Source organism: [Actinomadura] parvosata subsp. kistnae (assembly GCF_900323885.1).
GTDB lineage: Bacteria > Actinomycetota > Actinomycetes > Streptosporangiales > Streptosporangiaceae > Nonomuraea > Nonomuraea composti.
This window is the reverse complement of the sequence record NZ_OOHJ01000008.1, coordinates 24,812-49,953: the sequence shown is the minus strand read 5'-3', so window position 1 is coordinate 49,953 and position 25,142 is coordinate 24,812. Positions and strand designations below refer to the sequence as shown.

Sequence of the window (25,142 nt, the reverse complement as noted above, 5' to 3'; positions counted from 1 at the left end):
AGCCGCCATGACGACGACACCGCCGCGCACCGGCGACCCCGAGCTCGACCACGCCCTCGCCGAGCTGGCCGCCCGCACCACCCGCCTGGAGGAGGTGAGCCGCCTGCTGAGCGAGACGACCGGGCGCGGGGAGAGCGCCGGCGGGCAGGTGGCCGTCGAGCTGTCGGCCACCGGCTCCCTGGCCGCGCTGCACCTCGACCCCCGCGCCCTGCGGCTGGGCTCCCACGGCCTGGAGGAGGCCATCACGGAGGCGTTCAGGCGGGCGGAGGAGGACGTCGCGCGCCGCTCCCACGACCTCGCCAGAACCGCCTTCGACCCCTGACGGCCCCGCGCCGCTTTACGGTTTTCCGCCATCGAGGTCGGCGGGCCGCCCCCATGGCCGCCCGCCCCGCCCCCTCCTAGCGTGAGGGAGCGTGATCAGTCTCAAGGGTTTGACCAAGAGGTACGGCGACCGGCTCGCGGTCGACGACCTCACACTGGAGCTGAGACCGGGCGCCGTCACCGGTTTCCTCGGCCCCAACGGCGCCGGGAAGTCGACCACGATGCGCCTCGTCCTCGGCCTCGACCGTCCCACCGCCGGCACCGCGCTCGTCGGCGGCGTCCCGTACCGGAAGATCAGGAACCCGCTGCGTACCGTCGGCGCGCTCCTCGACGCCCGCGCCGTCCACCCCGGCCGCAGCGGCCGGGCCCACCTGGTGGCGCTGGCCCGCAGCAACGGCATCCCGCGGCGGCGCGTGGAGGAGGTGCTGGAGACGGTGGGCATGGCGGGCGCGGCCCGCAAGCGCGCCGGGACGCTGTCGCTCGGCATGAGCCAGCGGCTCGGGATCGCCGCGGCGCTGCTGGGCGACCCCGAGGTGCTGATGTTCGACGAGCCCGTCAACGGGCTGGACCCGGACGGGGTGCGCTGGGTGCGCGGGTTCATGCGGTCGCTGGCGGCCGAGGGGCGCACCGTGTTCGTCTCCAGCCACCTCATGAGCGAGATGCAGCTCACCGCCGACCACCTCGTCGTGATCGGCAAGGGGCGGCTCATCACGGACGCGCCGCTCGCCGACGTCCTCGCGGGCAGCTCGCTGACGGCCGTGCTCGTCCGCACCCCGCACGCCGGCGACCTCGCGGCGCTGCTGCGCCGGGCCGGGATGGCGGTCGAGCGGTGCGGCGAGAACGAGCTGGAGGTCACCGGGGCCGCGATCGAGCGGGTCGGCGACCTGGCGCACGAGGCCGGGATCCGGCTGCACGAGCTGCGCGCCAAGGAGGCGTCGCTGGAGCAGGCGTACCAGGAGCTGACGTCCGGCAGCGTCGAGTACGGGGTGGGCGCGTGACGGCGACCCTGCGGCAGGCCGTCGGGGCCGAGTGGGCGAAGCTGTGGTCGGTCAGGGCCACGTGGTGGTGCCTGGCCTGCGCGTTCGCGCTCACCGTGCTGATCGCCGTCACCCTCGGCGGCGCGTCCGCGACCGACGCCCTGCGCGAGTACGACGGCGACGCCGGCGCGGCGCGGGCGGCCGGGGTGCGCGTCGTCGCCAGCGAGGCCGTGGTCTCGGCCACGTCGTTCGTGCAGTTCGCGCTGGTCGCCCTGGCCATGCTGGCGATCACCTCCGAGTACGCCTCCGGCGCCATCCGCGTCACCTTGCAGGCCACGCCCGTGCGCGGGGTGGTGCTGGCGGCCAAGGCGCTGGTGGTGGGGCCGGTGATGCTCGCGGCGGGCGTGCTGTCGGGGGCGGTGGCGACGGGGGTCGTGTACGCGGTGCTGTCGGCCGACGTGTTCGGCGGGCTCGTGGTGCTGCCCGCCGGCGACGCCGTGGCCGATCTGCTGGGCACCGGGGTGTTCTACGCGCTGGTGTCCGTGACGACGCTGGGCGTCGGGGCCGCGATGCGCAGCGCGGCGGGCACGCTGACGGTGATGTTCATGCTGCTGTTGGGGCTGCCGCTGGTGATCCTCATGACCGGGGTGCCGGCGCTGCTGGACGCCTCGCTGCGGATGCCGACGTTCGCCGGGCTGGCGTTCATGGGCAGCACGGACAACCTCACCGGCGGGCCCATGCCGTACCCGGCGGGGGAGGGGCTGCTGTGGCTGCTGATCTGGGCGGCGGCGGGCCTGGCGGCGGGCCTGGCAGTCCTGCGCCGCCGCGACGCCTGATGACCGCGCGTCCTGCGGGGCGGCTGGTGACCGCACGTCGTGGCGGGCGCCTAGACTTCACGCCCGTGTCAGGCACCCGCATCGCCCGCCTCCTGGCCGGAGTCGTTCTCGGAACGGCTCTCGGCGCGGCCGAGCTGATCTTCCTGGCCGTGGCGGCGCCCGCCGCGCTGATCCCCGCTCTGCGGCCCGCCGCCGCGCGCGGGCGCGCCCGGCTGACGGCGCTGGAGCGGGCCCGCCTGTCCCGCTGGCTCGGGCACGAGCCGGCGCGGGCCGACGGCGGGTACGCCTTCCTCGCCGCCCGCGCCGCCCTGGGGGTCCTCGGCGGCTACCTCTGGGCCAGCACCCTGTTCCTCATCGTGCTGCTGCTGGGCGGCGGCACGTGGGACCTGGTGTGGGGCGAGTCCGAGCCGGTCCCCCTGGAGCTGCCGGGAGTGAAGCTCGTCACCAGCGGCGGCGCGCTCGGCATCACGGCCGGGCTGGCCCTGCTCGGCGTGCTCATCCTCATGGTCGCGGCCGCCGCCGCGCTCGATCGCCGCCTGGCCGCGCACTTCCTCGGGCCCACCGGCGAGGAGCTGATGCGCCGGCGCATCGCCGAGCTGACCGAGACCCGTTCCGGCATCGTCAGGGCGGTGGACGACGAGCGGCGCAGGATCGAGCGCGACCTGCACGACGGCGTGCAGCAGCGCGGCGTCGCCCTGGCCATGCTGCTCGGCCGCGCCCGCCACGCGATCGGGACCGCGCCCGCAGCGCGTCAGGACGGGGTCGCCGAGCTGGTGGCGCAGGCGTACACGGAGTCGCGCCAGCTCCTCGACGAGCTGCGCAGCGTCGCCTGGCGCATCTACCCGACCGCGCTCGACGAGCTCGGCCTGCGCGCGGCCCTCGCCGGCGTGGCCGAGCGGGCGGGCCTGCCCGTCACCGTGCACGACGGCCTGACCGCCCGCCCCGCCTCCGAGATCGAGACCGCCCTGTACTTCGTGGCCCGCGAGGCCATCACCAACGCGGTCAAGCACGCCGGCGCCCATGACATCCTGGTGGTCCTGACCGAGGACGAGCGGACGGTGAGCGTGGCGATCTCAGACGACGGCGGGGGCGGCGCCGACCCGTCCGGCGGCGGCCTGTCGGGGCTGGCGCGGCGGGTGCTGGCACTCGACGGCACGTTCACCGTCGACAGCCCGCCCGGCGGCCCCACCAGGGTCACCGCGACGCTGCCGAAGGCGCCGCCGTGCGGCTGATCCTCGCCGACGACTCCGTGCTGCTGCGCGAGGGCCTGACCCGGCTGCTCGCCGACGCGGGCCACGAGGTGGTGGCCGCCGTCGGCGACGCGCCCGCGCTGCTCGACGCGGCCGAGCGGCACCGCCCCGACGTGGCCGTCATCGACGTGCGCATGCCGCCCGAGCACAAGGACGACGGGCTGCGGGCCGCGCTGGAGATCCGCGAGCGGCTGCCGGGCGTCGGCGTGCTCGTCCTGTCGCAGTACGTCGAGCCGCACTACGCCGCCAGGCTGCTGGCCGGGTCCCCGGAAGGGCTCGGCTACCTGCTGAAGGACCGGGTCTCCGAGGTGGCCGAGTTCCTCGGCTCGCTGGAGCGGGTCCGGGCGGGCGGCACGGCGTTTGACCCGGAGGTGGTGCGGCAGCTCATGGCCCGCACCACCCGTACCGACCCGCTGAGCAGGCTCAGCCCCCGCGAGGGCGAGGTGCTGCGGCACCTCGCCCAGGGGTTCGTGAACGCCGCCATCGCCGAGCGGCTGCACGTGTCGCTCAGTACGGTGGAGAAGCACGTCAACGCCATCATGGACAAGCTCGACCTGCCCCGCGACCCCGGCTACAGCCGGCGCGTGCTGGCGATCCTGCGGTACCTGGAGAGCTGAGCGCCTACGCGTTCATGGTGAACGACGGGTGCGAGACGTCGCCCCGCATCAGCCGGCCGAGGAACTCCCGCATCGACTTGCCGTCGTTGAGATGCGGGAACGGCTCGTCGGGCACGTCCACCTCCAGGAACCGGCACAGCGGCTCCCACCCCTCCCGCACGTCGAAGACCAGCAGGCGCTCCGGCGGCAGGCTCTCCTTCACGGTGGCCGTGTGCCGCTCGAACGCCGCCACGGCGGCGTCCTCGTCCACCGGCCCGTCGGCCATGGTCCTGCCGGGCCCGAACGTGGCGGCGGCGATGCGGTCGAGCACCGGCCGCATGCGTCCCATGCCCTCGAAGACGGCCCGGGACGCCGGGGGCAGGTCGGGCGCCCCGCCCTCGCCCATCATGCTCCTGGGCCCGTTGTCGATCAGCGTCATCATGCTCGCGTACCAGGCGCGCGGGTCGCGTACGGTGAGCAGGACCTTCGCCTCCGGGTACGCCTGCGCCAGCTCCCGCCAGAAGAAGGAGGCCGGCCAGTCCTGCGTCGAGCGGAACCCGTCGAACAGTTTCCCCCAATCCGCCTCGTCGCTGTCGGCCAGCCGAGCCCAGTCGTGGGAGCGGGCCGGCTCGGTCAGGATGGTGTACATGTGGAAGCAGGGTCCGAACCCGAGCCGCTCCAGTGCGGCTTTCATGGAGCTGGTTCCGGTGCGCGGAAAACCCGCGCCTATCACGGTCAGCACATCGCACCTCCAGTGGTTCTCTACCACATAGGTCGAAATAGTGCGGGAAAGTGTGACAAGCCGCCGCAGGTTGGTGGATGTGGCCGTGGGGTAAGGAGCACACTCAGCCGCACGAAGGGGAACTGCTCATGACCGTCATGCTCGCCGACGGCCGCCCGATGCCACGCCTCGGCCTCGGCACCTGGCCCATGAACGACGAAGAGGCCCGCCAGGCCGTCACCCACGCCATCTCGCTCGGCTACCGGCTCATCGACACGGCCGCCGGCTACGGCAACGAGGCCGGCGTCGGCGCCGCCGTCGCCCAGGCGTCCGTGGCCCGCGAGGAGCTGTTCGTCACCACCAAGCTGCGCGGCTCCCACCACGGCTACGACGCCGCCCTGCGCGGCTTCGAGGAGAGCCGCGCCCGCCTCGGCCTCGACTACGTCGACCTCTACCTCATCCACTGGCCGCTGCCCGGCCGCGGCCTCTACATCGACACCTGGCGCGCCTTCGTCCACCTGCGCGAGCAGGGCCTCGTACGCTCGATCGGCGTCTCCAACTTCACCCCCGAGCAGATCGAGCGGATCATCGCCGAGACCGGCGTCGCGCCCGTCGTCAACCAGGTCGAGATGCACCCCGGCTTCCCCCAGGACGAGCTGCGCGCCTGGCACGCCGGGCACGACATCGTCACCGAGTCGTGGAGCCCGCTCGGGCGCGGCTCCAAGCTGCTCGACGAGCCCGCCGTCACCGACCTGGCCGCCGCCCACGGCCGTACCCCGGCCCAGGTGGTGCTGCGCTGGCACGTCCAGATGGGCGCCGTGCCCATCCCCAAGTCGGCCGACCCCGAGCGCATGCGCCAGAACCTCGAGGTGTTCGACTTCAGCCTGTCCTCCGAGGACCTGGCCCGCCTCGAACCGCTCGCCACCGGAGGCCGCCTCGGCGGCGACCCTGACACCCACGTCGAGCTGTGAGTAGGATCACGTGTGGGAGCGCCGGCACGCGCCGGAGTGACCTCCCTTCCTGACGGCGGGCCCTCCTGGCGGCGGGCCGACGAGGGGGCGGCGATGACCGCGCACGACGACCCGTTCGAGGAGATGCTCACCGAGCTGGCCCGGCGCCGCGAGGAGTTCCGCGACCTGCGCCACGTTCCCAAGGACTTCGTCGACCGGCTGAAGCGGCTCGGCCTCTACCGCTCCTCCGCGCCCCAGCGGTTCGGCGGCGAGCCGATGCCGCCCGCCGACTTCCTGCGGCGCATCGAGCGCATCTCGGCCGTCGACGGCTCCACCGGCTGGGTCGCGAGCTTCGGCTGCGCGCTCGTCTACCTCGGCTCGCTGCCGCTCGACACCCAGGCCCGCCTGTACGCCGACGGGCCCGACGTCGTCCTCGCCGGCGGCCTGTTCCCCGTCCAGGAGGCCACCCCCACCCGGCACGGCTTCCTGCTCAACGGCCGGTGGAAGTTCGCCAGCGGCTGCGTGGCCGCCGACATCCTCGTCGTCGGCATCCCCGGCGACGACTCCACCTCCGGCAAGCCACGCGGCGCGCTGGTGCCGCCCGAGCGGCTGCGCGTCGTCCGCGACTGGGACGTCGTCGGCATGCAGGCCACCGGCTCCTTCGACCTGGTCGCCGAGGACGTCGAGGTCGCCCGCGAATGGACCTTCATCCGCGGCGGCGCCCCCGTGATCGACGAACCCCTTTACCGCTACCCCGCCATCACCTACTCCGCGCAGGCGCTCGCCGTCGTCTCCGCCGGCGTCGCCCGCGCCGCGCTCGACCTCGCCGAAGGCACCGGCGCCGGCCGGGCCGGCATCACCGGCGCCCCCAAGCTCGCCGACCGCGCCTACTACCGCGCCGGCATCGCCGAGGCCGAGGCCGCGCTCCGCTCCGCCCGCGCCTACTTCTACGAGGCCACCGGCGAGGCGTGGCAGGCCGTCACCGACGGCGGGGCGGTCAGCGACGAGCAGAACGCCCACCTGCGGCTGTCCGCCGCGCACCTCGCGCGGGTCGGGGCGGAGGTGGTCGCCAAGGTCGTCTCCCTGTCCGGCACCGCCGCCATCCACCGCGCCCACCCCCTCCCGGCCCTGTTAGGCGACGTCATGGTGGTGCAGGAGCACGCCTTCCTCAGCCCCGCCATGTACGACGCCGCCGGGGCCGTCCTCATGGGCCGCCCGCCCACGGTGCCCGCCTTCCGCTGAACCCGCGCCCGTACTGACATGAGGGCGCTGCTCACATGAGGATGGGCTGCTCACATGAGGATGGGCTGCTCACATGAGGGTGTGCTCCAGCCAGTGCTCCAGCAGCGCCCGATCGCCCGTCACCTCCACCGTCACCTCGCCCGTCACCTCGCCCGTCACCTCGCCCGTCACCTCGCCGGGCGGTCTGCGCCGTGCGAGCACCAGCATGACCTCGGTCAGCGTCCCCGACACCACCACGTCCGCCGGCCCGTTCCCGCGTTCCCACCGCAGCCCCTCGGGCAGCCGCGTGATCACCCACCCCTCCATCCCGTACGGCCGGAACGCCAGCCGCTCACCCGCCCCCCTCAGCAGGGCCAGCTTCGGCACCGCCGTCTCGGCGCGCGGATCGGCCATCAGCTCCATGCCCTCGGTGATCACCTCGGCCGCCAGGTCGCCCGCGATCCGGAACGCGGCGCCGGTCGTCAGCGCCGCGTCGCAGTGATGGATCGCCGTCTCGGACAGCATCCTGCGCACCCAGAACGCGGCCGGCACCGTCCCGAAGAACGACCACGCCTGACTTCCCTCGCCCGCCTCGCGCACCGCCCCGACCAGCTCATCGGCGCCCGCCCGCAGCCACGCGCCCCACTCGCCAGGAACGCCCGGAACACCCGGATTCGCGGCGGCCGGATCCGGCGCCGGCACCGGTCGCCCCGTGCGCACCAGCTCCGCCGCCCACCGATCGGCCAGCCCGATGTGCGCGACCAGCGTCCGCAGCCGCCACTCGGGACACGTGGGCACGACCGCCTCAGGATCGCCCCCGGCCACCGCCTGCGCGAACCCCTCCGTCTGCTCCCGCAGCCCCTCCACGAGCCGCCCGAGATCCAGCCCCGGCATCGACGTCACCCCTTTCCTGTCGGATCACGCCGCTACCGTAGGAACTCCAGTCCAGTGGAGGTTCAAGTGCCGCTGCGCGAAGAAACGCTCGGGATCGGCGAGCTGGCCCGGCTGACCGGCGTCCCCGTGCGCACCATCCGCTTCTACTGCGACGAGGGCATCATCGCGTCGGTGCGCAGCACGGGAAACCACCGCAGGTTCGACGGGGCGGCCGTGGAGCGGCTCGCCCTCATCAGGCGGCTGCGCGGCCTCGGGCTCGGCCTCGCCTCGATCGCGCAGGTGCTCACCGGCGAACGCTCCATCGCCGACGCCGTCTCCGCCGAACGGGCCGCGCTCGACGAGCGGCTGGCCGAGCTGGCCTGGCGGCGCGCCTCGCTGCGGGCCGTCGAGGAGGCCGGGCCGGGCGAGCGTACCGGCAGGCTGGAGCTGCTGGCCGCCGTCGAGGACGCCGGCGCCGCACGCGAGCGGCTGCTGCGGTTCTGGCGGCAGCAGATGGTCTCGCCCGTCTCCGACGGGGTCTACGCCGCGTTCCTGTCCATGGCCGTCCCCCAGCCGCCCGCCGACCCCACCCCGCTCCAGGTCGTCGCGTACGCCGAGCTCGTCCACCTGGCCGGCGACCGCTCGCTCACCTCCGGCCTGCGCGCCAGAGCCCTGGCCAACGCCCGCACCATCGGCGACGAGGACACCCTGATGCACGGCGTCGGCGAGGCCGTCACCCTGGCCGCCCCCTGCGTGCTCGCCGGCGACCCCCCGCGCGAGGGGCCCGAGCTCGACCGCTTCGTCGCCGCCCACGCCACGGTCCGCCGCAGCATCGACACCCCCGCCTTCCGCCGCGAGCTCCTCGGCCGCGTCGCCGCCGACCGCGACCCGCGCGTACGACGCTACTGGCGGCTGGTGGGGGAGGTGAGCGGCGAGCGCGCCACGATCGGCACCATGCTCGCCTGGCTGACCGACTCCCTCGAACGCTCCGTCACACCTTGACGATCATCTTGCCCGTGTTGCCGCCCCGCAGCATGGTCAGGAACGCCTCCACCATGCCGTCCAGTCCCTCCGCGATCGTCACGTCCGCGACGACCCGGCCGCTGCGCAGGTGCGGGAGCAGGAACTCCTCCAGCTCGGGCTGAAGATGCCTGTGCTCGCGGACGAGGAAGCCCTCCAGGCGCGCCTGCTTGCCGACGATGTCGTACAGGTTGCGCGGCGCGGGCGGCGGGGCCGCCGAGTTGTACTGGCCGACCGCGCCGCACCAGGCGATGCGCCCGCGCTCGCGCAGCACGCCGATCGCGGCCTCCAGGTGATCGCCGCCCACGTTGTCGAGATAGACGTCGATCCCGTCCGGGGCCGCGGCGGCCAGCCGCCCGGGCAGGTCGCCCGCCGTGTAGTCGATCGCCACGTCGTAACCCAGGCGGTCCGTCAGGTGCGCCGCCTTGGCGGCCGAGCCCGTGCTGCCGATGACGCGGCCCGCCCCGAGCAGCCGGGCGAGCTGACCCGCGGCGCTGCCCACCCCTCCGGCCGCCGCCGAGACGAACACCGTCTCCCCCGGAGCCAGCCGGGCGACATGCTTGAGCCCCACGTAGGCCGACAGACCCGTCCCGCCCAGCACGCTCAGGTACGCCGTCAACGGCACACCCGGCTCCTCGGGCACGACCCGCGCATCCTGCGGCCTGACCACCGCATGACTGCGCCACCCCTGCCGGTGCAGCACCACGTCCCCCACCGCCAGCCCGGGGGCCCGCGAATCGACCACCCGGCCCAGCGACCGCCCCTCCATGGGCACGCCGAGGCCGGCGAAGTCCATCAGCTCCCGCATGTACGGGTCCACCGACAGGTAGAGGTTCTCCACCAGCGCCTCACCCGGACCGGGCACCGGCGTCGGCACCTCGACGTAGACGAACTGGTCGGCACTCGGCCACCCCTGGGGCCGGGCCACTTGATGCACAACGACAGCCATGGCGGGAGAGTCAACCCGGGCGCCCGCACCGGCACCAGTGATTTAGCGTATGCCTCAATGATTACCTACCGGCTGTCCGTGCACGATCTCGCGAGCGTCCGCCGATGATCACCTACCGGCTGTCCGTGGACGACCTCGCCGGCGTCCGTTTCGCCTGCTCACCGCTGCTCGAAACGGTCACCAGCCTCTGGGCGCTGCGCCGGCCGGAACGCCACACCGTCCACCTGCCGTGGATCAGGCGGACCCGCGCCGCCCTGACCGCCCTCCCGCCGGCCGACCTCGCCGTGCTCGACAGCCTCCTCGGCCCGGAACGCGACTGGCTGCCCGACTTCCTCACCCCGCGCCCCAGCACACCGCTGCCCGACCTCGCCGACGAGCTCGACCGCCTGCGCGCCACCCCACCGGACACCGCCCTCGCCGACTTCCGCGCCGTCTACGGCCCGCACCCCCTGCCCGCCACCACGAACCCCGAGATCATCGCCGCCGTCCTGGAACGGTACTGGCGGCTGGCCATCGCCCCCCACTGGCCGCGAATGCGGGCGGTCCTGGAGGCCGACCTGCTGTACCGGGCCCGCCTCCTGACCAGGGACGGCGCCGCCGCCATGCTGCACGAACTCGACCCACGCGTCCGCTTCGCCAACGGCGAGCTACGGGTCTACGCCGGCCACGCGCTCAGCTACGACGCGACCGTGGCGGGACGCGGCCTGTGGCTGGTGCCCGCCCTATTCGTGCCCCAGACCATCGCGCCGGTCGGCCCCGACGAGCCACCCACCGTGATCTACCAGTGCCGCGGCATCGGCACCCTGTGGGAGTCACCCACCGCCCGCCCGCCGCACGCCCTCGCCGACCTGATCGGCTCCGCTCGCGCCACCCTCCTGACCACCCTGGACGGCCCCACGTCGACCACGGAACTGGCCCACCGCCACGGGGTCACCCCCGGCGCGATCTCCCAGCACCTCGCCGTACTCCGACGGGCCGGCCTGGTCTCCCGCACCCGGGCCGGCCGCCTGGTGCTGTACGCCCGCACGGAACTGGCGGACCTCCTCATGGCCGAGCACACCGGCTGACCCCCCTCTGGCCCTGCTTCCCCCACCCTGTGCCCGGTACCCGGCCTCAAGACCACGCGTGTGCAGCGACGGCGCCCGACCGGCCCGACGCGGTGCGGGATCACGCTTGGCCAGCGGGCGCGGTGGTCGGTGCCTGATCGCCTTCGGGCAGAGGGCGCCGTCGGGGGTGCAGGATCACTCCCGGCCTGCGGGCGCGATGGGCGGTGTGGCGTCACGCTTGGGCTGCGGGCGCGGTGGGCGGTGCGTGATCGCCTGCGGGGCAGGTGGGTTGCCGTCGGGGGTGCGGGATCACTCTCGGCCTGCGGGTGCGGTGGGTAGTGCGGGATCGCCTTGAGGCAGGGGGCGCCATGGGTGGCGTGGGATCACGCTTGGCCTGCTGGCGCCGTGGGTGGCGTGGGATCGCCCTCGGCCTGCGGGCGCGGTGGGTGGTGTGGCGTCACACTTGGGCCGCGGGCGCGGTGGGCGGTGCGGGATCGCCTTCGGGCAGTGGGTGCCGTAGGCGGTGCGGGATCACCCTCGGCCTGCGGGCGCAGTGGGTGCTGAGGGATCGCCTTCGGACAGCGGGTGCCGTCGGCGGTGCGGATCGCCTTCGGCCATCGAACGCCTCCCTCGGTGCAGGAGCACTGCCAGGGCGGCCAGCAGCAGCCAGGCCGACGTCATGACGACCAGCCACGTCCAGCCCGCACGGCCGTACACGAGCGCGCCCGCAGTGCCGCCCGCGCCGCTGCCCAGGTAGTAGCAGAGCGTGTACGTCCCCGCGGCCCGTCCCCTGGCGGCCGGGGGTGCGTCGGCGGTCACCCAGGCGTTGGCGATGGCGTGCGCGGCGAAGAACCCGGCGGTCAGCACCCCGAACCCGAGCGCGATCACAGGCAGCGACGGGTGCACGGTCAGCACGGCCCCCACCACCGTCACGACCAGCGCCGTGACGAGCGCCGCCGTCCGCCCCAGGCGCGCGGCCAGCCGACCGGCGGCGGCCGAGGACGCGGTCCCCATGGCGTACGAGAGGAACACCAGCGAGGCGGCGGCCGGGCTCAGCGAGATGGGCGGCGCGGCAAGCCGGAACCCGGCCGCGTTGTACAAGGCCACGAACGCCCCCATGGCCAGCGCCCCGACGGCGAACGGCGCCACCATCCCCAGCTTGCTAGCGGTGCTCTGTGTGCTAGTGACGCTCCCTGCGTGAGCGGTGTTCCCTGTGCTGATGACGCTGCTCGTGCTAGCGGTGCTCTGTGCGCTAGTGACGCTCCGTGCGCTAGCGGTGCTCTCGGCGCTAGCGACGCTCCTCGTGCTAGCGGTGCTCTCTGTGCGAGCGGTGCTCCCTGTGTAAGTCGTGCTCTCTGTGCCAGCGGTGCTCCCTGCGTGAGTCGTGCTCTCTGCGTGAGTCGTGCTCTCTGCGTGAGTCGTGCTCTCTGCGTGAGTCGTGCTTCCTGCGTGAGTCGTGCTTCCTGCGTGAGTCATGCTTCCTGCGCGAGCCGTGCTTCCTCCGCGAGCGGTGCTCCTTGTGCTAGCGACGCTCCCCACGCTAGCGGTGCTCTGTGCGCTAGCGGTGCTAGGGGTTGCTGGGCGGGGGAGGGTTGCGGTCGTGAAGAGGGCGCATGCCAGGGCCACTGCCGCCACCGCTACCAGCGCGCCGTGCCATCCCAGCGGCTCGGCGGTGAAGCCTGCGCCGAGGCGGCCGAGCATGCCGCCGACCGAGTTGCCGGCGATCATCGCTCCCACCGCCGCGGCCAGGCGGGATGTGCCGAGTTGGTCGGCCAGGTACGCCGCCGCCACCCCCGCGAAGCCGGCGATGGCCACGCCCTGCACCCCTCGCATCGCCAGGAACACAGGGAAGGACGGTGCCAGGGGCAGCAGCAGACCGAGCACTGCCGAGACCACTACCGACCAGAGGATCATCCGGCGTCGGCCCACCACGCCGGCCAGCCAGGCCAAGGGCAGGACTGCGACGGCCAGGCTGGCGGTCGCTACGCCGATCGCGAGTGAGGCGGTGCCCGGGTCGAGTCCGTACGCGGTCGCGAGTTGGGGCAGCACCGGCTGCGGGGCGTACAGGAGGGCGAAGGACGACAGCCCGGCCGCTGCAACGGCCGCGCTGACGCGCCGGGTGTCGACGGTCGGGTCGGAAGGCTGGAGAACCACCACCTCACAAACGCTAAGCAAGGCTAATAAATACGTCTAATACGTTGATGGGCGATAATTCATACCGTGATGGATGAATCCGATGACCGGCTGGCCGCGCGGCTTGCGCCGGCGCTCGCGTTGCTGGCCGCCGTGGGTGAGACCGGGCACGTGACGCGGGCGGCCGAGTTGCTCGGCATCCCGCAGCCCACCGCAAGCCGGCGCCTCGCCGCGCTGGCCGAGATCGTGGGTGCGCCGCTCGTTCTCCCGGCCGGACGGGGGATCCGGCTGACCAGGGCAGGGCGTACCCTTGCCGCGGCCTCCACCCGTGCGCTGGCCGGCATGACCGCGGCCGCCCGCGAGGTGCGGGAGGAGATCGATCCGGGCAGCGGGCGCATCGTCCTCGGGTTCCTGCACCTGCTCGGGCGGACGCTGGTGCCGTCCCTCATCGGCGGGTTCCGCGAGCGCAACCCGGGCGTCCGCTTCAGCCTGGCGCAGGGGTCGCGCCAGGACATGCTCGACGCGCTCCGCGACGGCGAGATCGACCTGGTGTTCGTGGCGCCCATGCCGCTCGACGACCCGGACCTCGTCAGCCGCCCGCTCGCCGACCAGGAGCTCGTGCTGTGCGCGCCGCCGTCCCACCGCCTCGCCCGCCGGGCTCGCGTGCGGGCCGCCGACCTGGAAGGGGAGGAGCTGGTGACGCTGGAGCACGGGTACGGGCTGCGGCAGATCACCGACGACCTGTGCGCGGCGGCGGGGTTCGAGCCGCGGATCGCGTTCGAGGGGCAGGAGTCGGAGACGGTCCGGGGGCTGGTGGCGGCCGGGCTCGGCGTGGCCGTCCTGCCGCGGTCGGATCAGCCGGTGACGGGCGGCGTGGTGGAGATCCCGCTGTCGCCGCCGCTGTTCAGGACGGTGGGGGTGAGCTGGCCGGCAGGGGAACGGCTGACGCCCGCCGCCCGCGCCTTCCGCGACCACGTCTGCTCCCACTCCACCGACCTCGGCCCCGCCTTCCGCCCGCCCCGCCACCCTGCCGCCCGGGGCGGCGGGAAGTCGCGCTAGCAGGGGTGATGCTGCGCCAGACTGGGCGCATGACACATGACGGCGATGCGGGAGTGCCGGGGTCCCTGGCGCGGGTCCTGGCGGAGGTGGCGGCTGAGCGGGCGGCGCAGGACGCGCGGTTCGGGATGCAGTTGCTGCCCGACGGCACCGGCGGTGAGGGGACGGTCCATGCTTCCGACCTGGCCAGGGATGCGACGGATGCGGCGGCCAGGGGAGGGGCGCTGACCTGGCGGCACATTCTGGCCGAGGAGGTCATGGAGGCGTTCGCCGAATCGGATCCGCACCGGCTGCGGGCGGAGCTCATCCAGGTCGCGGCCGTGGCCGTCAAATGGACCCAGGCCCTCGACCGCCGCCCGCCCCAGTCCTGAAGTGAAGTCCAGCGCCTCCCCGAAGTCCGGCGCCTCCCCGAAGTCCGGCGCCTCCCTGATGTCCAACGCCTCCCTGAAGTCCAGCGCCCCCTGATGTCGAGGTCCGGGTCCAGGTCGAGGTCCAGGTCGAGGTGCGGGTCCGGGTCAAGGTCTGCGTCCGGGTCAAGGTCAAGGTCCAGGTCCAGGTCCGGATCGAGGTCCAGGTCGAGATCGAGGTCTGGGTGCGGGGCCAGGTAAGGATTGGGGGCAGGGGCGGGGTTTGAGGTCCGGGGTCAGGTTCGGGCTGGGGGCAAGGGCGGGGTTGGGGTACGGAGTCAGGTCGGGCCGGGGGGCTGAGGTCAGGGGAGGGGTGCGGTGCCGGTCCGTTTCCGCTGTCCTCCCACGTTCTACAGAAGCTTGACGCGGTATGCGGTGGTTGTTGAACTTGAGGGATGACCGGACAGCCTGAGGTGTCCTTCGACACCGATCCCGGCAGGTACCGTCACCTCCGCCTGGAGATCGACGGGGAGATCGCCTGGATCGTGCTGGAGGTGGACGAGGGCGCCGGCATCGTCCCCGGGTACGACCTCAAGCTCAACTCCTACGACCTCGGCGTCGACATCGAGCTGCACGACGCCGTGCAGCGGCTGCGGTTCGAGCATCCGGAGGTGGGTGCGGTCGTCGTCACGGGTGCCCCGGGCGGGGTGTTCTGCGCGGGGGCGAACATTCGGATGCTCGCCCGGTCCGACCACTCCTGGAAGGTGAACTTCTGCAAGTTCACGAACGAGACGCGCAACGCCATCGAGGACGCCACCGCCCATTCCGGTCAGACGTACCTGGCGGCGATCAACGGGACGGCGGCCGGTGGCGGTTACGAGCTGGCGCTGGCCTGTGAGCGGATCATCCTCGTCGATGACGGCTCCACCACCGTGTCGCTGCCGGAGGTGCCGCTGCTGGGTGTGCTGCCGGGGACGGGTGGGCTGACCCGGCTGACGGACAAGCGCGGGGTGCGCAAGGACCTCGCCGACGTGTTCGCCACGCGCAGTGAGGGGGTGCGGGGGCGGGTGGCGGTGGAGTGGGGGCTGGTGGATGAGGTGGTGCCGCGCAGCCGGTTCGAGGAGGTGGTGCGGGTGCGGGCCCGGGAGGCGGCCGCGCGGTCGCGGCCGGCCAGGCCCGCCGGAGCGGAGCCGGTTCCCCTGCCGCCGGTGCGGAGCGAGGGTTACGTGTACGGGACGGTCGCGGCGGAGCCGGGCGAGCACGCGGTCGCGATCACGGTGCGCGGGCCGGAGGCGGGGACGAGGGCTGGTTCCTGCGGATGACGAGGGAGCTCGACGACCTGATCCTGCGGCTGCGTACGAACGAGCCCGAGCTCGGCACCTGGGTGATCAGGACGGCCGGTGACATCGACGCGGTCCTCGCGCACGAGCCCCGGGCCGGGGTGTGGCCGGATGAGGAGGTGCGGCACTTCTACAAGCGCACGCTCAAGCGCCTGGACGTCACCAGCCGCAGCCTGATCGCGCTCATCGAGCCGGGCAGTTGCTTCGCGGGCCGCTGCTGGAGCTGGCGCTGGCCTGCGACCGGCAGTACATGCTGGACGATCCCGGCCGGCCCGTCGCGATCCAGCTCTCCCGCGCGAACTTCGGTGACCACCCGATGGGCAACGGCCTGTCGCGGCTGGCGGCCCGGTTCCACGCCGAGCCGGGCCGGGTGGCGAAGCTGGAGCAGGAGGCGGGGCGGCGGATCGGGGCGGGGGAGGCGCTGGAGCTGGGGCTGGTGACGTTCGCGCCCGACGATCTCGACTGGGACGACGAGGTACGCCTGGCGCTGGAGGAACGCGCCGCGCTCAGTCCCGACGCGCTCACCGGGCTGGAGGCCAACCTGCGGTTCGCCGGCCCGGAGACCATGGAGACGAAGATCTTCGCCCGCCTCGCCGCCTGGCAGAACTGGATCTTCACCCGGCCGGGCGCGGCCGGCCCGGAGGGCGCGCTGCGACGCTACGGCACCGGCCGGCGCCCGGTCTACGACAGGAAGCGAGCCTGAGCCATGAGCAGCGGCAGGACGCCGACCCGAGGCATGAGGTGCGACAGGAAGCGAGCCTGACTCATGACGATCGACTACTCCGAGCGCATCCCCAACAACGTCGATCTCGCCGAGGACCGCAGGCTGCGCCGGGCGCTGGAGTCGTGGCAGCCGCGTTTCCTGCAATGGTGGTCGGAGATGGGCCCGGCACTGCCCACCCAGGACGTCTACCTGCGCACCGCCATAGCCGTAGGCCGCGAGGGCTGGGCGCACTTCGACCATGTGGCGCTCCCGGACTACCGCTGGGGCATCTTCCTGGCCGAGCGCGACCCGGGCCGCCGCATCGCGTTCGGGCAGAACAAGGGGCGGCCGGTGTGGCAGCAGGTGCCCGGCGAGTACCGGTCCGAGCTGCAGCGCCTCATCGTGGTCCAGGGCGACACGGAGCCGGCCAGCGTGGAGCAGCAGCGCCGTCTCGGGCTGACCGCCCCCTCCTTGTACGACCTGCGCAACCTCTTCCAGGTCAACGTGGAGGAGGGCCGCCACCTGTGGGCCATGGTCTACCTGCTGCACGCCTACTTCGGCCGGGCCGGCCGGGACGAGGCGGAGGCGCTGCTGCTGCGCAACTCGGGCAGCGAGGACGCGCCGCGCATCCTGGGCGCGTTCAACGAGGAGACGCCGGACTGGCTGTCGTTCTTCATGTTCACGTACTTCACCGACCGCGACGGCAAGTACCAGCTCGGGACGTTGAAGGAGTCGGCGTTCGACCCGCTCAGCCGGACCTGCGAGTTCATGCTGCGCGAGGAGGCGCACCACATGTTCGTGGGCACCACGGGCGTGGACCGGGTGGTGGAGCGGACGGCGCAGCTCATGCGCGAGCACGACACGGACGACATCGCACGTTACGGGGGCATCCCGCTGGACGTCGTCCAGAAGTACATCAACTTCCACTACAGCGTGAGCCTCGACCTGTTCGGCGGCGAGACCTCCACGAATGTCGCCAACTACTACACCGCCGGGCTCAAGGGGCGCTGGCAGGAGGAGCGGCGCCAGGACGACCACCTGCTCACGGAGGCGGTCGCCGTCGTGCCGCGCGTCGAGGGCGGCCGGGTGGTGGACGTCCGGCTGCCCGCGCTGACGGCGCTCAACGCCGACCTGCGCGGCGAGTACGCCGCCGACTGCGCCACCGGCCTCAACCGCTGGAACCGCATCCTCGCCGGCCACGGCCTCGACCCGAGCCTGTACCTGCCGCACGTCGGCTTCAACCGCAAGGTCGGCGCGTTCGCCGGCCACCACGTCTCCCCGGACGGCCGGGTGCTCGCCGAGGCGGAGTGGGCGGCGGCCCGCGACCGCTGGCTGCCCACGCCGGCGGACAAGGCGCACGTCCGGGCGCTGATGCGGCCCGTCCACGAGCCGGGGAAGATCGCCGCCTGGGTGGCGCCGCCCCGCAACGGGATCAACGGCCGGCCCTTCGACTACGAGTACGTCCACCTCTGACTACACGTCATTGACGGGCTGCCGATTCTGTGTAGAGGATTTGGCGACGGTTGCCCGCCTGCGGATGGGGACGGCCCATGACGTCCGAGTCGTTCAACGCCAGCGTCTTTCTCACCGACCGCCAGGTCGCGGCCGGCCGGGGCGAGCACGTCGCGATCACCGGGCCCGCCGGCGAGCTCACCTACGGCCGGCTCGCCGAGCGTGTCGCGGCGCTGGCCGCCGGGCTGCGCGGGCTGGGCGTGCGGCCGGAGGAGCGGGTCGTGCTCGTCATGTCCGACCGGCCCGAGACCGTGGTCACCATTCTCGCCGTCATGCGGATGGGCGCCGTCGCGGTGCCGGTCTCCACGATGTACGGCGGTGCCGAGCTGGGCGACCTCATCAGGGACTCGCGGGCCCGACTGGTCATCGCCACCCCCGAGTTCGGCCCGGTCACCCGCGCGGCACTGACCGGCGCCCCCGAGGTGACCCGGCTCCTGCTCGCCGACCCCGCCGACCGCGACTGGGCCGAGATCGCGGAGGGGGGAGGGCAGGCGGACGGGGCGCCGTACGAGACCTGGCGGGACTCGCCCGCCCTGTGGCTCTACACCTCCGGCACCACCGGCGCCCCCAAGGCCGCCATGCACCGCCACGGCGCCATCAGGGACGTCTACGAGACGTACGGGCGGCAGGTGCTCGGCATCCGCCCCGACGACCGCTGCCTGTCGGTGGCGCGGCTGTTCTTCGCGTACGGCATCGGCAACTCGCTGTTCTTCCCCCTGGCCGAGGGCGCCACGACGATCCTCGACCCGGCCCGCCCCACCCCGGCGGGCGTGCTGGAACGGGTCGGGCGGGAGCGGCCCACGCTCTTCTTCGCGGGCCCGACGTTCTTCGCCGCCCTGCTCGCCACGGACGCGCCGGACGACGCCTTCGCCTCGGTGCGGCTGGCCGTCTCGGCGGGCGAGGCCTTACCGGCCGAGATCCACCGCCGCTTCACGGCCCGGTTCGGGGTGGAGGTCATCGACGGGCTCGGCTCGACCGAGGCGCTGCACATCTTCATCTCCAACCGGCCCGGCGCGGTGCGCCCCGGCACGTCCGGCACCGTCGTCCCGGGCTACGAGGCGAAGATCCTCGACGATCGCGGCGCGCCCGCCGGGGTGGGGGAGCCGGGGCACCTGTATGTGCGCGGCGACTCCGTCGCCACCGGCTACTGGTGCCGGACGGCGGCCACGCGGCAGGTGTTCCAGGGGGAGTGGCTGCGGACGGGTGACATGTACGTGCGGGAGGAGGACGGCTCCTACCGGTGCCTGGGCCGCTCCCACGACATGATCAAGGCGGGCGGCATCTGGGTGTCGCCGATGGAGGTGGAGGCGCGGCTGCTCCAGCACGAGTCGGTGGGGGAGTGCGCGGTGGTGGCGTACATCGACGGTGACGGGCTGGAGAAGCCGGTGGCGTGCGTGGTGCCGGCGGCGGGGCGGGTGGTGGACGCGCGGGAGCTGATCGCGTTCTGCCGGGACGGGCTGGCCGCGTTCAAGCGGCCCCGGGAGGTGGTGGTGCTGGAGGAGCTGCCGAAGACGGCCACGGGGAAGATCCAGCGCGGGGTGGCCCGCCGCCTGGCCGCCGACCGTCTGGGCAAGGACTGACCCCGCACCACCCGCCTCGCGAGAAGGATCAGACGGAGGAGGCGCCGTAGACGGTGACGGCGAACGGCCGGGGTGAGGCCTTGTAGACCTCCTCCCCGATCCGGTTCAGCCCGTGGTGCGCGTCCAGGTACCCGTGCAGCCGGTCGGCCTCGGGCCACGGATGCACCGCCACCAGCACCCCGCCGGGCGCGAGCAGCGCGCCGAGCTGCTCGGAGGCCCGTTGCAGCCGCTCGTGCCGCCCGAGGTAGTAGAGCGTCTCGGAGCAGAACGCCAGGTCGAAGTGCGGCTCCGCGGGATGGGTCAGGATGTCGGCCTGGACGAACCGGACCCGGCCGCCCTCCTCCGGCACCCGGGCGCGGGCCCGCGCGAGGGCCCGCCCGGAGACGTCCATGCCGGTGATCTCGGCGTCGGGGTAGGCGGCCGCGAGCGTCCGGGTGAAGACGCCCTCGGCGCAGCCCACCTCGACGATCCGCCGATACGGCCGGGCCGGGACATGCTCAAGGGTGGAGCGATATTTGTCCTGCTCGTAGCTGTCGGAAGCCAGTTTCCAAGGGTCGGGGGTACGGTGCCACCAGTCGAAATAGCGCTGCAGGAGCACGCCCTGTTTCTTCGGTGACAGCAGCGACAACGTCCGGAACAAGGTGCGATGGGCAAGCTCGGGCAGACTGGGCACAGGCGGCCTCTCCGGGTCGGGGACAGGGGGTCGTCCATGACGTGAGGTGCGGTCGTCGTCAAGGGGAAATGCCCGTTGAACGAATGGACAATGCCCAATCGTGCCCGAAAACAGGACCGGAATTAGGAAATGCTGCTTCTCAGTTCGCGCTTCAGCACTTTCCCCGAGGCATTTTTAGGAAGTGATTCCAGGAAAACCACGCGTTTGGGCGTTTTGAAGGGCGCCAGCCGTTCCCGCAGGAATGCGATCAGCTCCTGCTCCGTCACCCCGCTCCCGTCGCGCAGCACGACGGCGGCGGTCACCGCCTCGATCCACTTCTCGTCCGGCACCCCGAACACCGCCGCCTCCGCCACCGCCGGATGCTGGTAGACGGCCTCCTCCACCTCCCGGCTGGCGACGTTCTCACCCCCGGTCTTGATCATGTCCTTCTTCCTGTCGACCACCGACAGGTAGCCGTCCTCGTCCATGACGCCCAGGTCGCCGCTGTGGAACCAGCCGCCACGGAACGCCTCGGCGGTCTTGTCCGGGTCGTTCCAGTAACCGAGCATGGCGTGCGGGCTGCGGTGCACGATCTCGCCGACCACGCCTGGCGGCACCGGCTCGCCCGCGTCGTCCACGATCCTGGTCTCGACGTTCAGCGCGGGCCGCCCGGCCGAGCCCAGCCGGGTCAGCTGCTCCTCCGGGCCGAGGATGGTCGCGACCGGCGCCATCTCGGTCTGGCCGTAGAAGTTGAACAGGCGCACGTCCGGCAGCCGCGTGGCGATCTCCTTGAGCACCTCCACCGGCATGATCGAGGCGCCGTAGTAGCCCTTGCGCAGCGACGACAGGTCGCGGCGGTCGAAGTCGGGGTGGCGCAGCAGCGAGATCCAGACCGTCGGCGGGCAGAACAGCTTGGTGGCCCGCTCGCCCTCGATCGTGGCCAGGATCGCCGCCGGGCTCGGGCCGGGCAGGATGATGTTGGTGGCGCCCAGGAAGATCCCCGGCGTCAGGAAGCAGTGCAGCTGCGCGCAGTGGTAGAGGGGCAGGGCGTGCACCTCGACGTCGCCGGCGCTCATCTCGCCGTCCACGACGCACGTCACGTACTGGGCGATGAGGCTGCGGCTCGACAGCGTCGCGCCCTTGGGGCGCGCCTCGGTGCCGCTGGTGTACATGAGCTGGATCGGGTCGTCGTCGGCGATCTCCACCTGCGGCTCGGAGGCGTCCTCGAAGGCCGACCACGCGGTGAACGGCTCCCACCCGTCGCGCCCGGCGCCGATCACGCCGCGCACCCGCACGTCGTCGGTGACCGCCGCCCGCGCGACCGGCAGCAGCGCCTCCTCGGCCAGGACCCCGCTCGCGCCCGAGTGCCCCAGGATGTACGCGACCTCCTCGGCCCCCAGCATGAAGTTGACCGGCACGGAGATCGCCCCCAGCCGGGCCAGCGCGAAGTACGCCACCACGAACGCGTGGTTGTTGTGGCTGAAGACGGCGAACCGGTCGCCCTTGGTGACGCCCCTGGCGGCCAGCGCGTTGGCCGTCCTGTTCACCGCGAGGTCGAGGTCGGCGTAGCTCTGCCGCAGGTCGCCGAAGACGACGGCGGTCTTGGAGGGGTGCCGGGCGGCGGTGCGCCGCAGAAGGTCACCGATGGCGTGCTGACGGATCATGCGAACACCCTTCAGAACGATGTTCGGGTGATCCTAACCCGTGAACACCGCCGCGAGGCGCCGGTAGGAGTCGAGCCGCCGGTCGAGGTCGTAGGTGTTCATGGTGACCAGCACCTCGTCGGCGCCGCTCGTCGCGACCAGGGAGCCGAGCGCCACCGCGACCTCGCGCTCCGTACCGCTGATCTTGCCCTTGAGCGCCTCGTCCAGGTACGCCCGCTCCCGCGCGGTCAGCTCCTTGCCCGCGATCTCCTCGGCGGGCTCCAGCGGCGGGAAGGAGCCGCCCGTGCGCGAGCGCACCGTGGCCCACGCCTCGGGGAGCTGCAGCAGCGCCGCCTCCTCCGCGCTCGCGCCGACCGCGACGTCCACCGCGACGATCACGTACGGCCGTGCCGCCCACGCCGACGGCCGGAACGCCGCCCGGTAGCGCGTCACGGCGTCGTGCATGCGCGGCCCGCCGCCGATCACCATCGGCAGCCCGTGCTCGGCCGCCAGGTCCGCCCCCGCCCCCATGGCCAGCGCGAACACCTGGGGCCGCAGCCCCTCGGCGGGCAGCGCGTGCACACCGGGGTGCGCGTCCTGCGTGCCGTCGAAGTACCCGAGCAGCTCGGCGAGCTGGTCGCCGAACCGGTCCGCGTCGTCCTTGCCGTGGCCGAGCGCCCTGCGGATGCCCCCGGTGAAACCCACCGAACGCCCCAGCCCCATGTCCACGCGGCCCGGATACAGCGACTCCAGCACGCCGAACTGCTCGGCCACGACCAGCGGCCGATGGTTGGGCAGCATCACGCCGCCGGTGCCCACCCTGATCCGCGACGTCGCCGCGGCGACGGCCGCCGCCAGCACGGTCGGGGCCGACCCCGCGACGCCGGGCACGCTGTGGTGCTCCGACACCCAGAACCGGTGGTAGCCCAGCTCCTCCGCCCGCCGCGCGAACTCCACGGTCTCGCGCAGCGCGGCGGCCGGGGTCGAGCCACGGCGGACGAGTGAGCGGTCGAGAATCGAGTAGGCGGTCATGTACGGGTGCAACACGCCCGCCCCCCGGATCAATCCACCGGCTCGCCGGGAACGCCCTCGTAGTGCCCGACCAGCCGCGCCAGCAGCCCGGCGTCGTGGCGCAGCGGCACGCCGCCGACCCTGCCGACCGGCATGATCCCCCACGAGTTGCAGAGGAACACCAGCTCGAAACCGGGCAGGTCGGACACCCTGACCGGGCGCCGCTCCTGCGGCACGTCGAGGTCCTGCAGCAGGCTCATCGTGACGCCGCGCAACATCGGCGCGTCCGGCCACACCAGCCGGCCGCCGGCGAACCCGCCCAGGTTCGTGATCGCGCCCTCGCTGATGAGGCCGCCGGCGGTGGTGAGCAGCGCCTCGTCGAAGCCCTCCGCGCCGGCCACGCGCAGGATGTGGGCCTGCTGGAAGCCGGACGCCTGCTTGATGTGCGGCAGGTAACGCTGGTAGACGACCGGTTTGACGTGCAGCGGCCCGGCCAGCGGGGCGTGCGGCGGGTACGCGGCGGCCACGATCCTGGGCCGGCCGCCGTGCTCCACGACGTACACGCGCACCCCGGCGTCGCGCACGCCGCCGTCGAGCACGGTCTTGATCGAGGCCAGCACCGCCGCGTCGTCGAGGCCGGTGCCGAACAGCTCGCGGTTGGCCGCCTCCAGCCGGGCGAGGTGCCGGCCGAGCCCCTTGACCCGGCGATCCCGCACCTGCATGGCGGTGAAGTGCCCGTAGCGGGCATCCAGCATGAGGCGCGCCTCGGCGCCGACCGGCTCGCCGTCCACGGCAGTGCGTCCCGTCACGGCGACCTACTTTACGTACAGGCCGATCGACCAGCGAACCGGGCGGTTCGTCCCCGCGCCCCACATCCCCGTCCGCACGGTGACTGTGACGCGCTCGCCCTGCTTCGTGCCGAGGTCGAGGCCGGCCTTCGGGAACGGGCCGCCCGTCCAGACGGGGCAGCCCTGCCGCGTCCGGCTCAGCCTGCCGTTCACCCGCACCTCGAACCACATCCGCGGGGCCAGGTCGCCCGAGCAGACCACGTCGAGGGTCATGGCGCCCCGGCCCGACAGGGTGACGGTGGCGGCGCCCGGCCACCTGCCCGACGCGCTGTCCGCCAGCCGCCCGCCGTCGAGCCGGCGGGCAGCGCCTTGACGCGCGGGGGCTCGATCGTCATGGCCGGCGGCGTCCACTCGTAGACGGCCACCTCGCGCGCGCCGCGCTCCGGCCCGCACGCCCCTTGCGGCGTGTCGCACCCCCGCTTGGCGAAGGTGAGCGTGACGTCGGCGGCGCCCTGCGGCACGTCCACCGGCAGCAGGTGCAGGCCGCTGTCGCCGCAGGAGTCCTCGCGGCCGTTGACGCGGCGGGAGTCGACGAAGACCTCCGGCATGGAGCTGAAGACGCCCTCGCACGGCGTGGCCACCTCCAGCGGGTTGCCGGAGGCCGGGACCGTGACCGATGCCCGCCCCTCGGTGAGGGTGGCCAGGCCGATCCGGCGGTACTCCGTCCCGTCCCGCGTGACGAACCGCTCGGGCAGCCCGGCGGCCGGCTGCGCCGCCGTCGGAGCCTCGCCCGGCACGAGCCCGTCCCGGCCGGGCAGCAACCCCGGCACCGGCAGCGGCTCGTCCTGGCCGGGGACCAGCAGGGCGGCCACCACGGAGGCCACCACGGCGGCCGCCAGCGCCGCCGCGCCCGCCGCCGCCCTGCGGCGCCGCCGGACCCGGCGGACGCGCGCGTGCACCTGGTCGTGGCGGTGCGGGTTCGCGGGCGCCGGGCCCTCGGCCCGCTCCCGCAGGACGTCACGCAGATCCTGGACGCTCATCGGCGCGTCTCCTTCACGATCGACTCGTCCACTCGCAGCTTCGCCAGGGCCTTGGCCGTCTGGCTCTTGACCGTGCCCTCCTGGCAGCCCAGCAGCCTGGCCACCTCGCCGACCGGCAGGTCCTCGTAGAAGCGCAGCACGATCACGGCGCGCTGCCTGGCCGGCAGCCGCCCCACGGCCCGCCACAGCTCCTCGCCGTCACGAGCCACGTCGAGGGCGGGCCGGTCCGGCAGGTCGTCGCTGGGCAGCTCCCTGCGCCAGCGCCGCCGCCACCAGGAGACGTACGTGGTGACCAGCACCCTGCGCACGTACGCCTCGGGCTCGTCGATGCCCGGCCACGCGAACCACGCCTTGGTCAGCGACTCCTGCAGCAGGTCCTCCGCCACACCCCAGTCGCGGGCCAGCAGGTACGCCGTCCGTAACAGCCGGTCCGACCTCGTCACCACGAAGTCCTGAAAAATTGCCCTATCCGCCAACTTCGGCGCTCCTCCTGTGAGAGCGGCTAGCTGACGCTAGTGACGCATCGTCGTCCCGCCCAGGTTGCCGCCCGATGAGAAGAGCCGCTGACAACGAGTCA

Annotated in this window: 26 protein-coding genes and 1 pseudogene; 15 read left to right on the top strand and 12 right to left on the bottom strand. The window is 73.2% G+C overall.

Annotation, left to right across the window (positions count from 1 at the left end; all coding sequences use genetic code 11):
• The first annotated feature begins 7 nt into the window (after window positions 1-7).
• From KIS93_RS08510 to KIS93_RS08490, 5 genes are all read left to right on the top strand, one after another.
• Entirely contained in the window at window positions 8-322 is a 315-nt protein-coding gene (locus tag KIS93_RS08510) for a YbaB/EbfC family nucleoid-associated protein (RefSeq protein ID WP_080040521.1), read from the top strand.
• A gap of 91 nt (window positions 323-413) precedes the next feature.
• Complete coding sequence (locus KIS93_RS08505; RefSeq protein ID WP_080040520.1) at window positions 414-1,319, top strand: ATP-binding cassette domain-containing protein; 906 nt, start codon at window positions 414-416, stop codon at window positions 1,317-1,319.
• The gene (locus KIS93_RS08500; RefSeq protein WP_186404021.1) at window positions 1,316-2,134 is read left to right on the top strand and encodes an ABC transporter; all 819 of its coding nucleotides are present in this window, start codon (window positions 1,316-1,318) and stop codon (window positions 2,132-2,134) included. Before KIS93_RS08505 ends, KIS93_RS08500 begins: the two co-directional genes overlap by 4 nt.
• Before the next feature lie 65 nt (window positions 2,135-2,199).
• The gene (locus KIS93_RS08495) at window positions 2,200-3,366 is read left to right on the top strand and encodes a sensor histidine kinase (RefSeq protein WP_230466350.1); all 1,167 of its coding nucleotides are present in this window, start codon (window positions 2,200-2,202) and stop codon (window positions 3,364-3,366) included.
• Window positions 3,357-4,001 carry a response regulator gene (locus tag KIS93_RS08490; RefSeq protein ID WP_080040517.1) on the top strand — a complete coding sequence of 215 codons (645 nt, stop codon included), beginning with the start codon at window positions 3,357-3,359 and terminating at the stop codon, window positions 3,999-4,001. The genes KIS93_RS08495 and KIS93_RS08490 overlap by 10 nt, the downstream gene beginning before the upstream one ends.
• Window positions 4,002-4,005: 4 nt before the next feature.
• On the opposite strand, the gene KIS93_RS08485 is transcribed toward KIS93_RS08490, so the two are convergent.
• Window positions 4,006-4,713 (bottom strand): sulfotransferase family protein, encoded by a 708-nt coding sequence (locus KIS93_RS08485; protein WP_329607772.1) that lies wholly within the window; start codon window positions 4,711-4,713, stop codon window positions 4,006-4,008.
• Window positions 4,714-4,850: 137 nt separating this feature from the next.
• Between KIS93_RS08485 and KIS93_RS08480 the strand changes: the two genes are divergently transcribed.
• Window positions 4,851-5,672 (top strand): aldo/keto reductase, encoded by an 822-nt coding sequence (locus tag KIS93_RS08480; RefSeq protein WP_080040515.1) that lies wholly within the window; start codon window positions 4,851-4,853, stop codon window positions 5,670-5,672.
• Between the two features lie 12 nt (window positions 5,673-5,684).
• Window positions 5,685-6,893: an acyl-CoA dehydrogenase family protein gene (locus tag KIS93_RS08475; RefSeq protein ID WP_222107351.1), complete on the top strand. Its 1,209-nt coding sequence runs from the start codon at window positions 5,685-5,687 to the stop codon at window positions 6,891-6,893.
• Between the two features lie 69 nt (window positions 6,894-6,962).
• Here the strand turns inward: KIS93_RS08475 and KIS93_RS08470 are convergent, their stop codons facing one another.
• Window positions 6,963-7,766 (bottom strand): maleylpyruvate isomerase family mycothiol-dependent enzyme, encoded by an 804-nt coding sequence (locus tag KIS93_RS08470; protein ID WP_080046944.1) that lies wholly within the window; start codon window positions 7,764-7,766, stop codon window positions 6,963-6,965.
• Between the two features lie 66 nt (window positions 7,767-7,832).
• Between KIS93_RS08470 and KIS93_RS08465 the strand changes: the two genes are divergently transcribed.
• Complete coding sequence (locus tag KIS93_RS08465) at window positions 7,833-8,747, top strand: MerR family transcriptional regulator (RefSeq protein ID WP_080040513.1); 915 nt, start codon at window positions 7,833-7,835, stop codon at window positions 8,745-8,747.
• Here KIS93_RS08465 and KIS93_RS08460 read toward each other — a convergent pair.
• Window positions 8,737-9,714, bottom strand: coding sequence for an NADP-dependent oxidoreductase (locus KIS93_RS08460; protein ID WP_080040512.1), 978 nt, complete (start codon window positions 9,712-9,714; stop codon window positions 8,737-8,739). The two genes, KIS93_RS08465 and KIS93_RS08460, sit on opposite strands and share 11 nt — an antisense overlap.
• Window positions 9,715-9,818: 104 nt before the next feature.
• On the opposite strand from KIS93_RS08460, the gene KIS93_RS08455 reads away from it, so the two are divergent.
• On the top strand, window positions 9,819-10,781 hold the full coding sequence (locus KIS93_RS08455; protein ID WP_080040511.1) for an ArsR/SmtB family transcription factor: 963 nt from the start codon (window positions 9,819-9,821) through the stop codon (window positions 10,779-10,781).
• Window positions 10,782-11,291: 510 nt separating this feature from the next.
• On the opposite strand, the gene KIS93_RS64835 is transcribed toward KIS93_RS08455, so the two are convergent.
• Together KIS93_RS64835 and KIS93_RS64830 are read right to left on the bottom strand one after the other, a co-directional pair.
• Window positions 11,292-11,912 (bottom strand): MFS transporter, encoded by a 621-nt coding sequence (locus tag KIS93_RS64835; protein ID WP_230466521.1) that lies wholly within the window; start codon window positions 11,910-11,912, stop codon window positions 11,292-11,294.
• 447 nt (window positions 11,913-12,359) lie between these two features.
• Window positions 12,360-12,809: pseudogene (locus tag KIS93_RS64830) on the bottom strand (MFS transporter); the annotation flags it as partial.
• A 174-nt stretch (window positions 12,810-12,983) separates the two neighbouring features.
• Here KIS93_RS64830 and KIS93_RS08445 point away from each other — a divergent pair.
• The 6 genes from KIS93_RS08445 (at window position 12,984) to KIS93_RS08425 (ending at window position 19,431) form a co-directional block, all read left to right on the top strand.
• A complete protein-coding gene (locus KIS93_RS08445) occupies window positions 12,984-13,952 on the top strand; it encodes a LysR family transcriptional regulator (RefSeq protein WP_080040509.1) in 969 nt (322 codons plus the stop codon).
• A gap of 29 nt (window positions 13,953-13,981) precedes the next feature.
• Window positions 13,982-14,320 (top strand): hypothetical protein, encoded by a 339-nt coding sequence (locus KIS93_RS08440; RefSeq protein ID WP_080046943.1) that lies wholly within the window; start codon window positions 13,982-13,984, stop codon window positions 14,318-14,320.
• Between the two features lie 431 nt (window positions 14,321-14,751).
• Window positions 14,752-15,618, top strand: a complete 867-nt coding sequence (locus KIS93_RS63210) for an enoyl-CoA hydratase-related protein (protein ID WP_222107350.1) — start codon at window positions 14,752-14,754, stop codon at window positions 15,616-15,618.
• A gap of 217 nt (window positions 15,619-15,835) precedes the next feature.
• Complete coding sequence (locus KIS93_RS63205; protein ID WP_222107349.1) at window positions 15,836-16,339, top strand: hypothetical protein; 504 nt, start codon at window positions 15,836-15,838, stop codon at window positions 16,337-16,339.
• A 63-nt stretch (window positions 16,340-16,402) separates the two neighbouring features.
• Window positions 16,403-17,812, top strand: a complete 1,410-nt coding sequence (gene boxB / locus KIS93_RS08430; protein ID WP_080040507.1) for a benzoyl-CoA 2,3-epoxidase subunit BoxB — start codon at window positions 16,403-16,405, stop codon at window positions 17,810-17,812.
• Window positions 17,813-17,889: 77 nt separating this feature from the next.
• The gene (locus KIS93_RS08425; RefSeq protein ID WP_080040506.1) at window positions 17,890-19,431 is read left to right on the top strand and encodes a benzoate-CoA ligase family protein; all 1,542 of its coding nucleotides are present in this window, start codon (window positions 17,890-17,892) and stop codon (window positions 19,429-19,431) included.
• Between the two features lie 28 nt (window positions 19,432-19,459).
• Here the strand turns inward: KIS93_RS08425 and KIS93_RS08420 are convergent, their stop codons facing one another.
• The 7 genes from KIS93_RS08420 to KIS93_RS08390 form a co-directional block, all read right to left on the bottom strand.
• A complete protein-coding gene (locus tag KIS93_RS08420) occupies window positions 19,460-20,071 on the bottom strand; it encodes a class I SAM-dependent methyltransferase (RefSeq protein WP_186404020.1) in 612 nt (203 codons plus the stop codon).
• A 155-nt stretch (window positions 20,072-20,226) separates the two neighbouring features.
• Entirely contained in the window at window positions 20,227-21,747 is a 1,521-nt protein-coding gene (locus KIS93_RS08415) for an acyl-CoA synthetase (protein ID WP_080040504.1), read from the bottom strand.
• Between the two features lie 33 nt (window positions 21,748-21,780).
• Complete coding sequence (locus KIS93_RS08410) at window positions 21,781-22,773, bottom strand: LLM class flavin-dependent oxidoreductase (RefSeq protein WP_230466348.1); 993 nt, start codon at window positions 22,771-22,773, stop codon at window positions 21,781-21,783.
• Between the two features lie 14 nt (window positions 22,774-22,787).
• Complete coding sequence (locus KIS93_RS08405; protein WP_155128018.1) at window positions 22,788-23,546, bottom strand: aminotransferase class IV; 759 nt, start codon at window positions 23,544-23,546, stop codon at window positions 22,788-22,790.
• Window positions 23,547-23,552: 6 nt separating this feature from the next.
• Entirely contained in the window at window positions 23,553-23,798 is a 246-nt protein-coding gene (locus KIS93_RS08400) for a hypothetical protein (RefSeq protein WP_186404019.1), read from the bottom strand.
• Window positions 23,795-24,565, bottom strand: a complete 771-nt coding sequence (locus KIS93_RS08395) for a hypothetical protein (RefSeq protein WP_186404018.1) — start codon at window positions 24,563-24,565, stop codon at window positions 23,795-23,797. Before KIS93_RS08395 ends, KIS93_RS08400 begins: the two co-directional genes overlap by 4 nt.
• Window positions 24,562-25,041 (bottom strand): SigE family RNA polymerase sigma factor, encoded by a 480-nt coding sequence (locus KIS93_RS08390; RefSeq protein ID WP_080040500.1) that lies wholly within the window; start codon window positions 25,039-25,041, stop codon window positions 24,562-24,564. The genes KIS93_RS08395 and KIS93_RS08390 overlap by 4 nt, the downstream gene beginning before the upstream one ends.
• Window positions 25,042-25,142 lie beyond the last annotated feature (101 nt).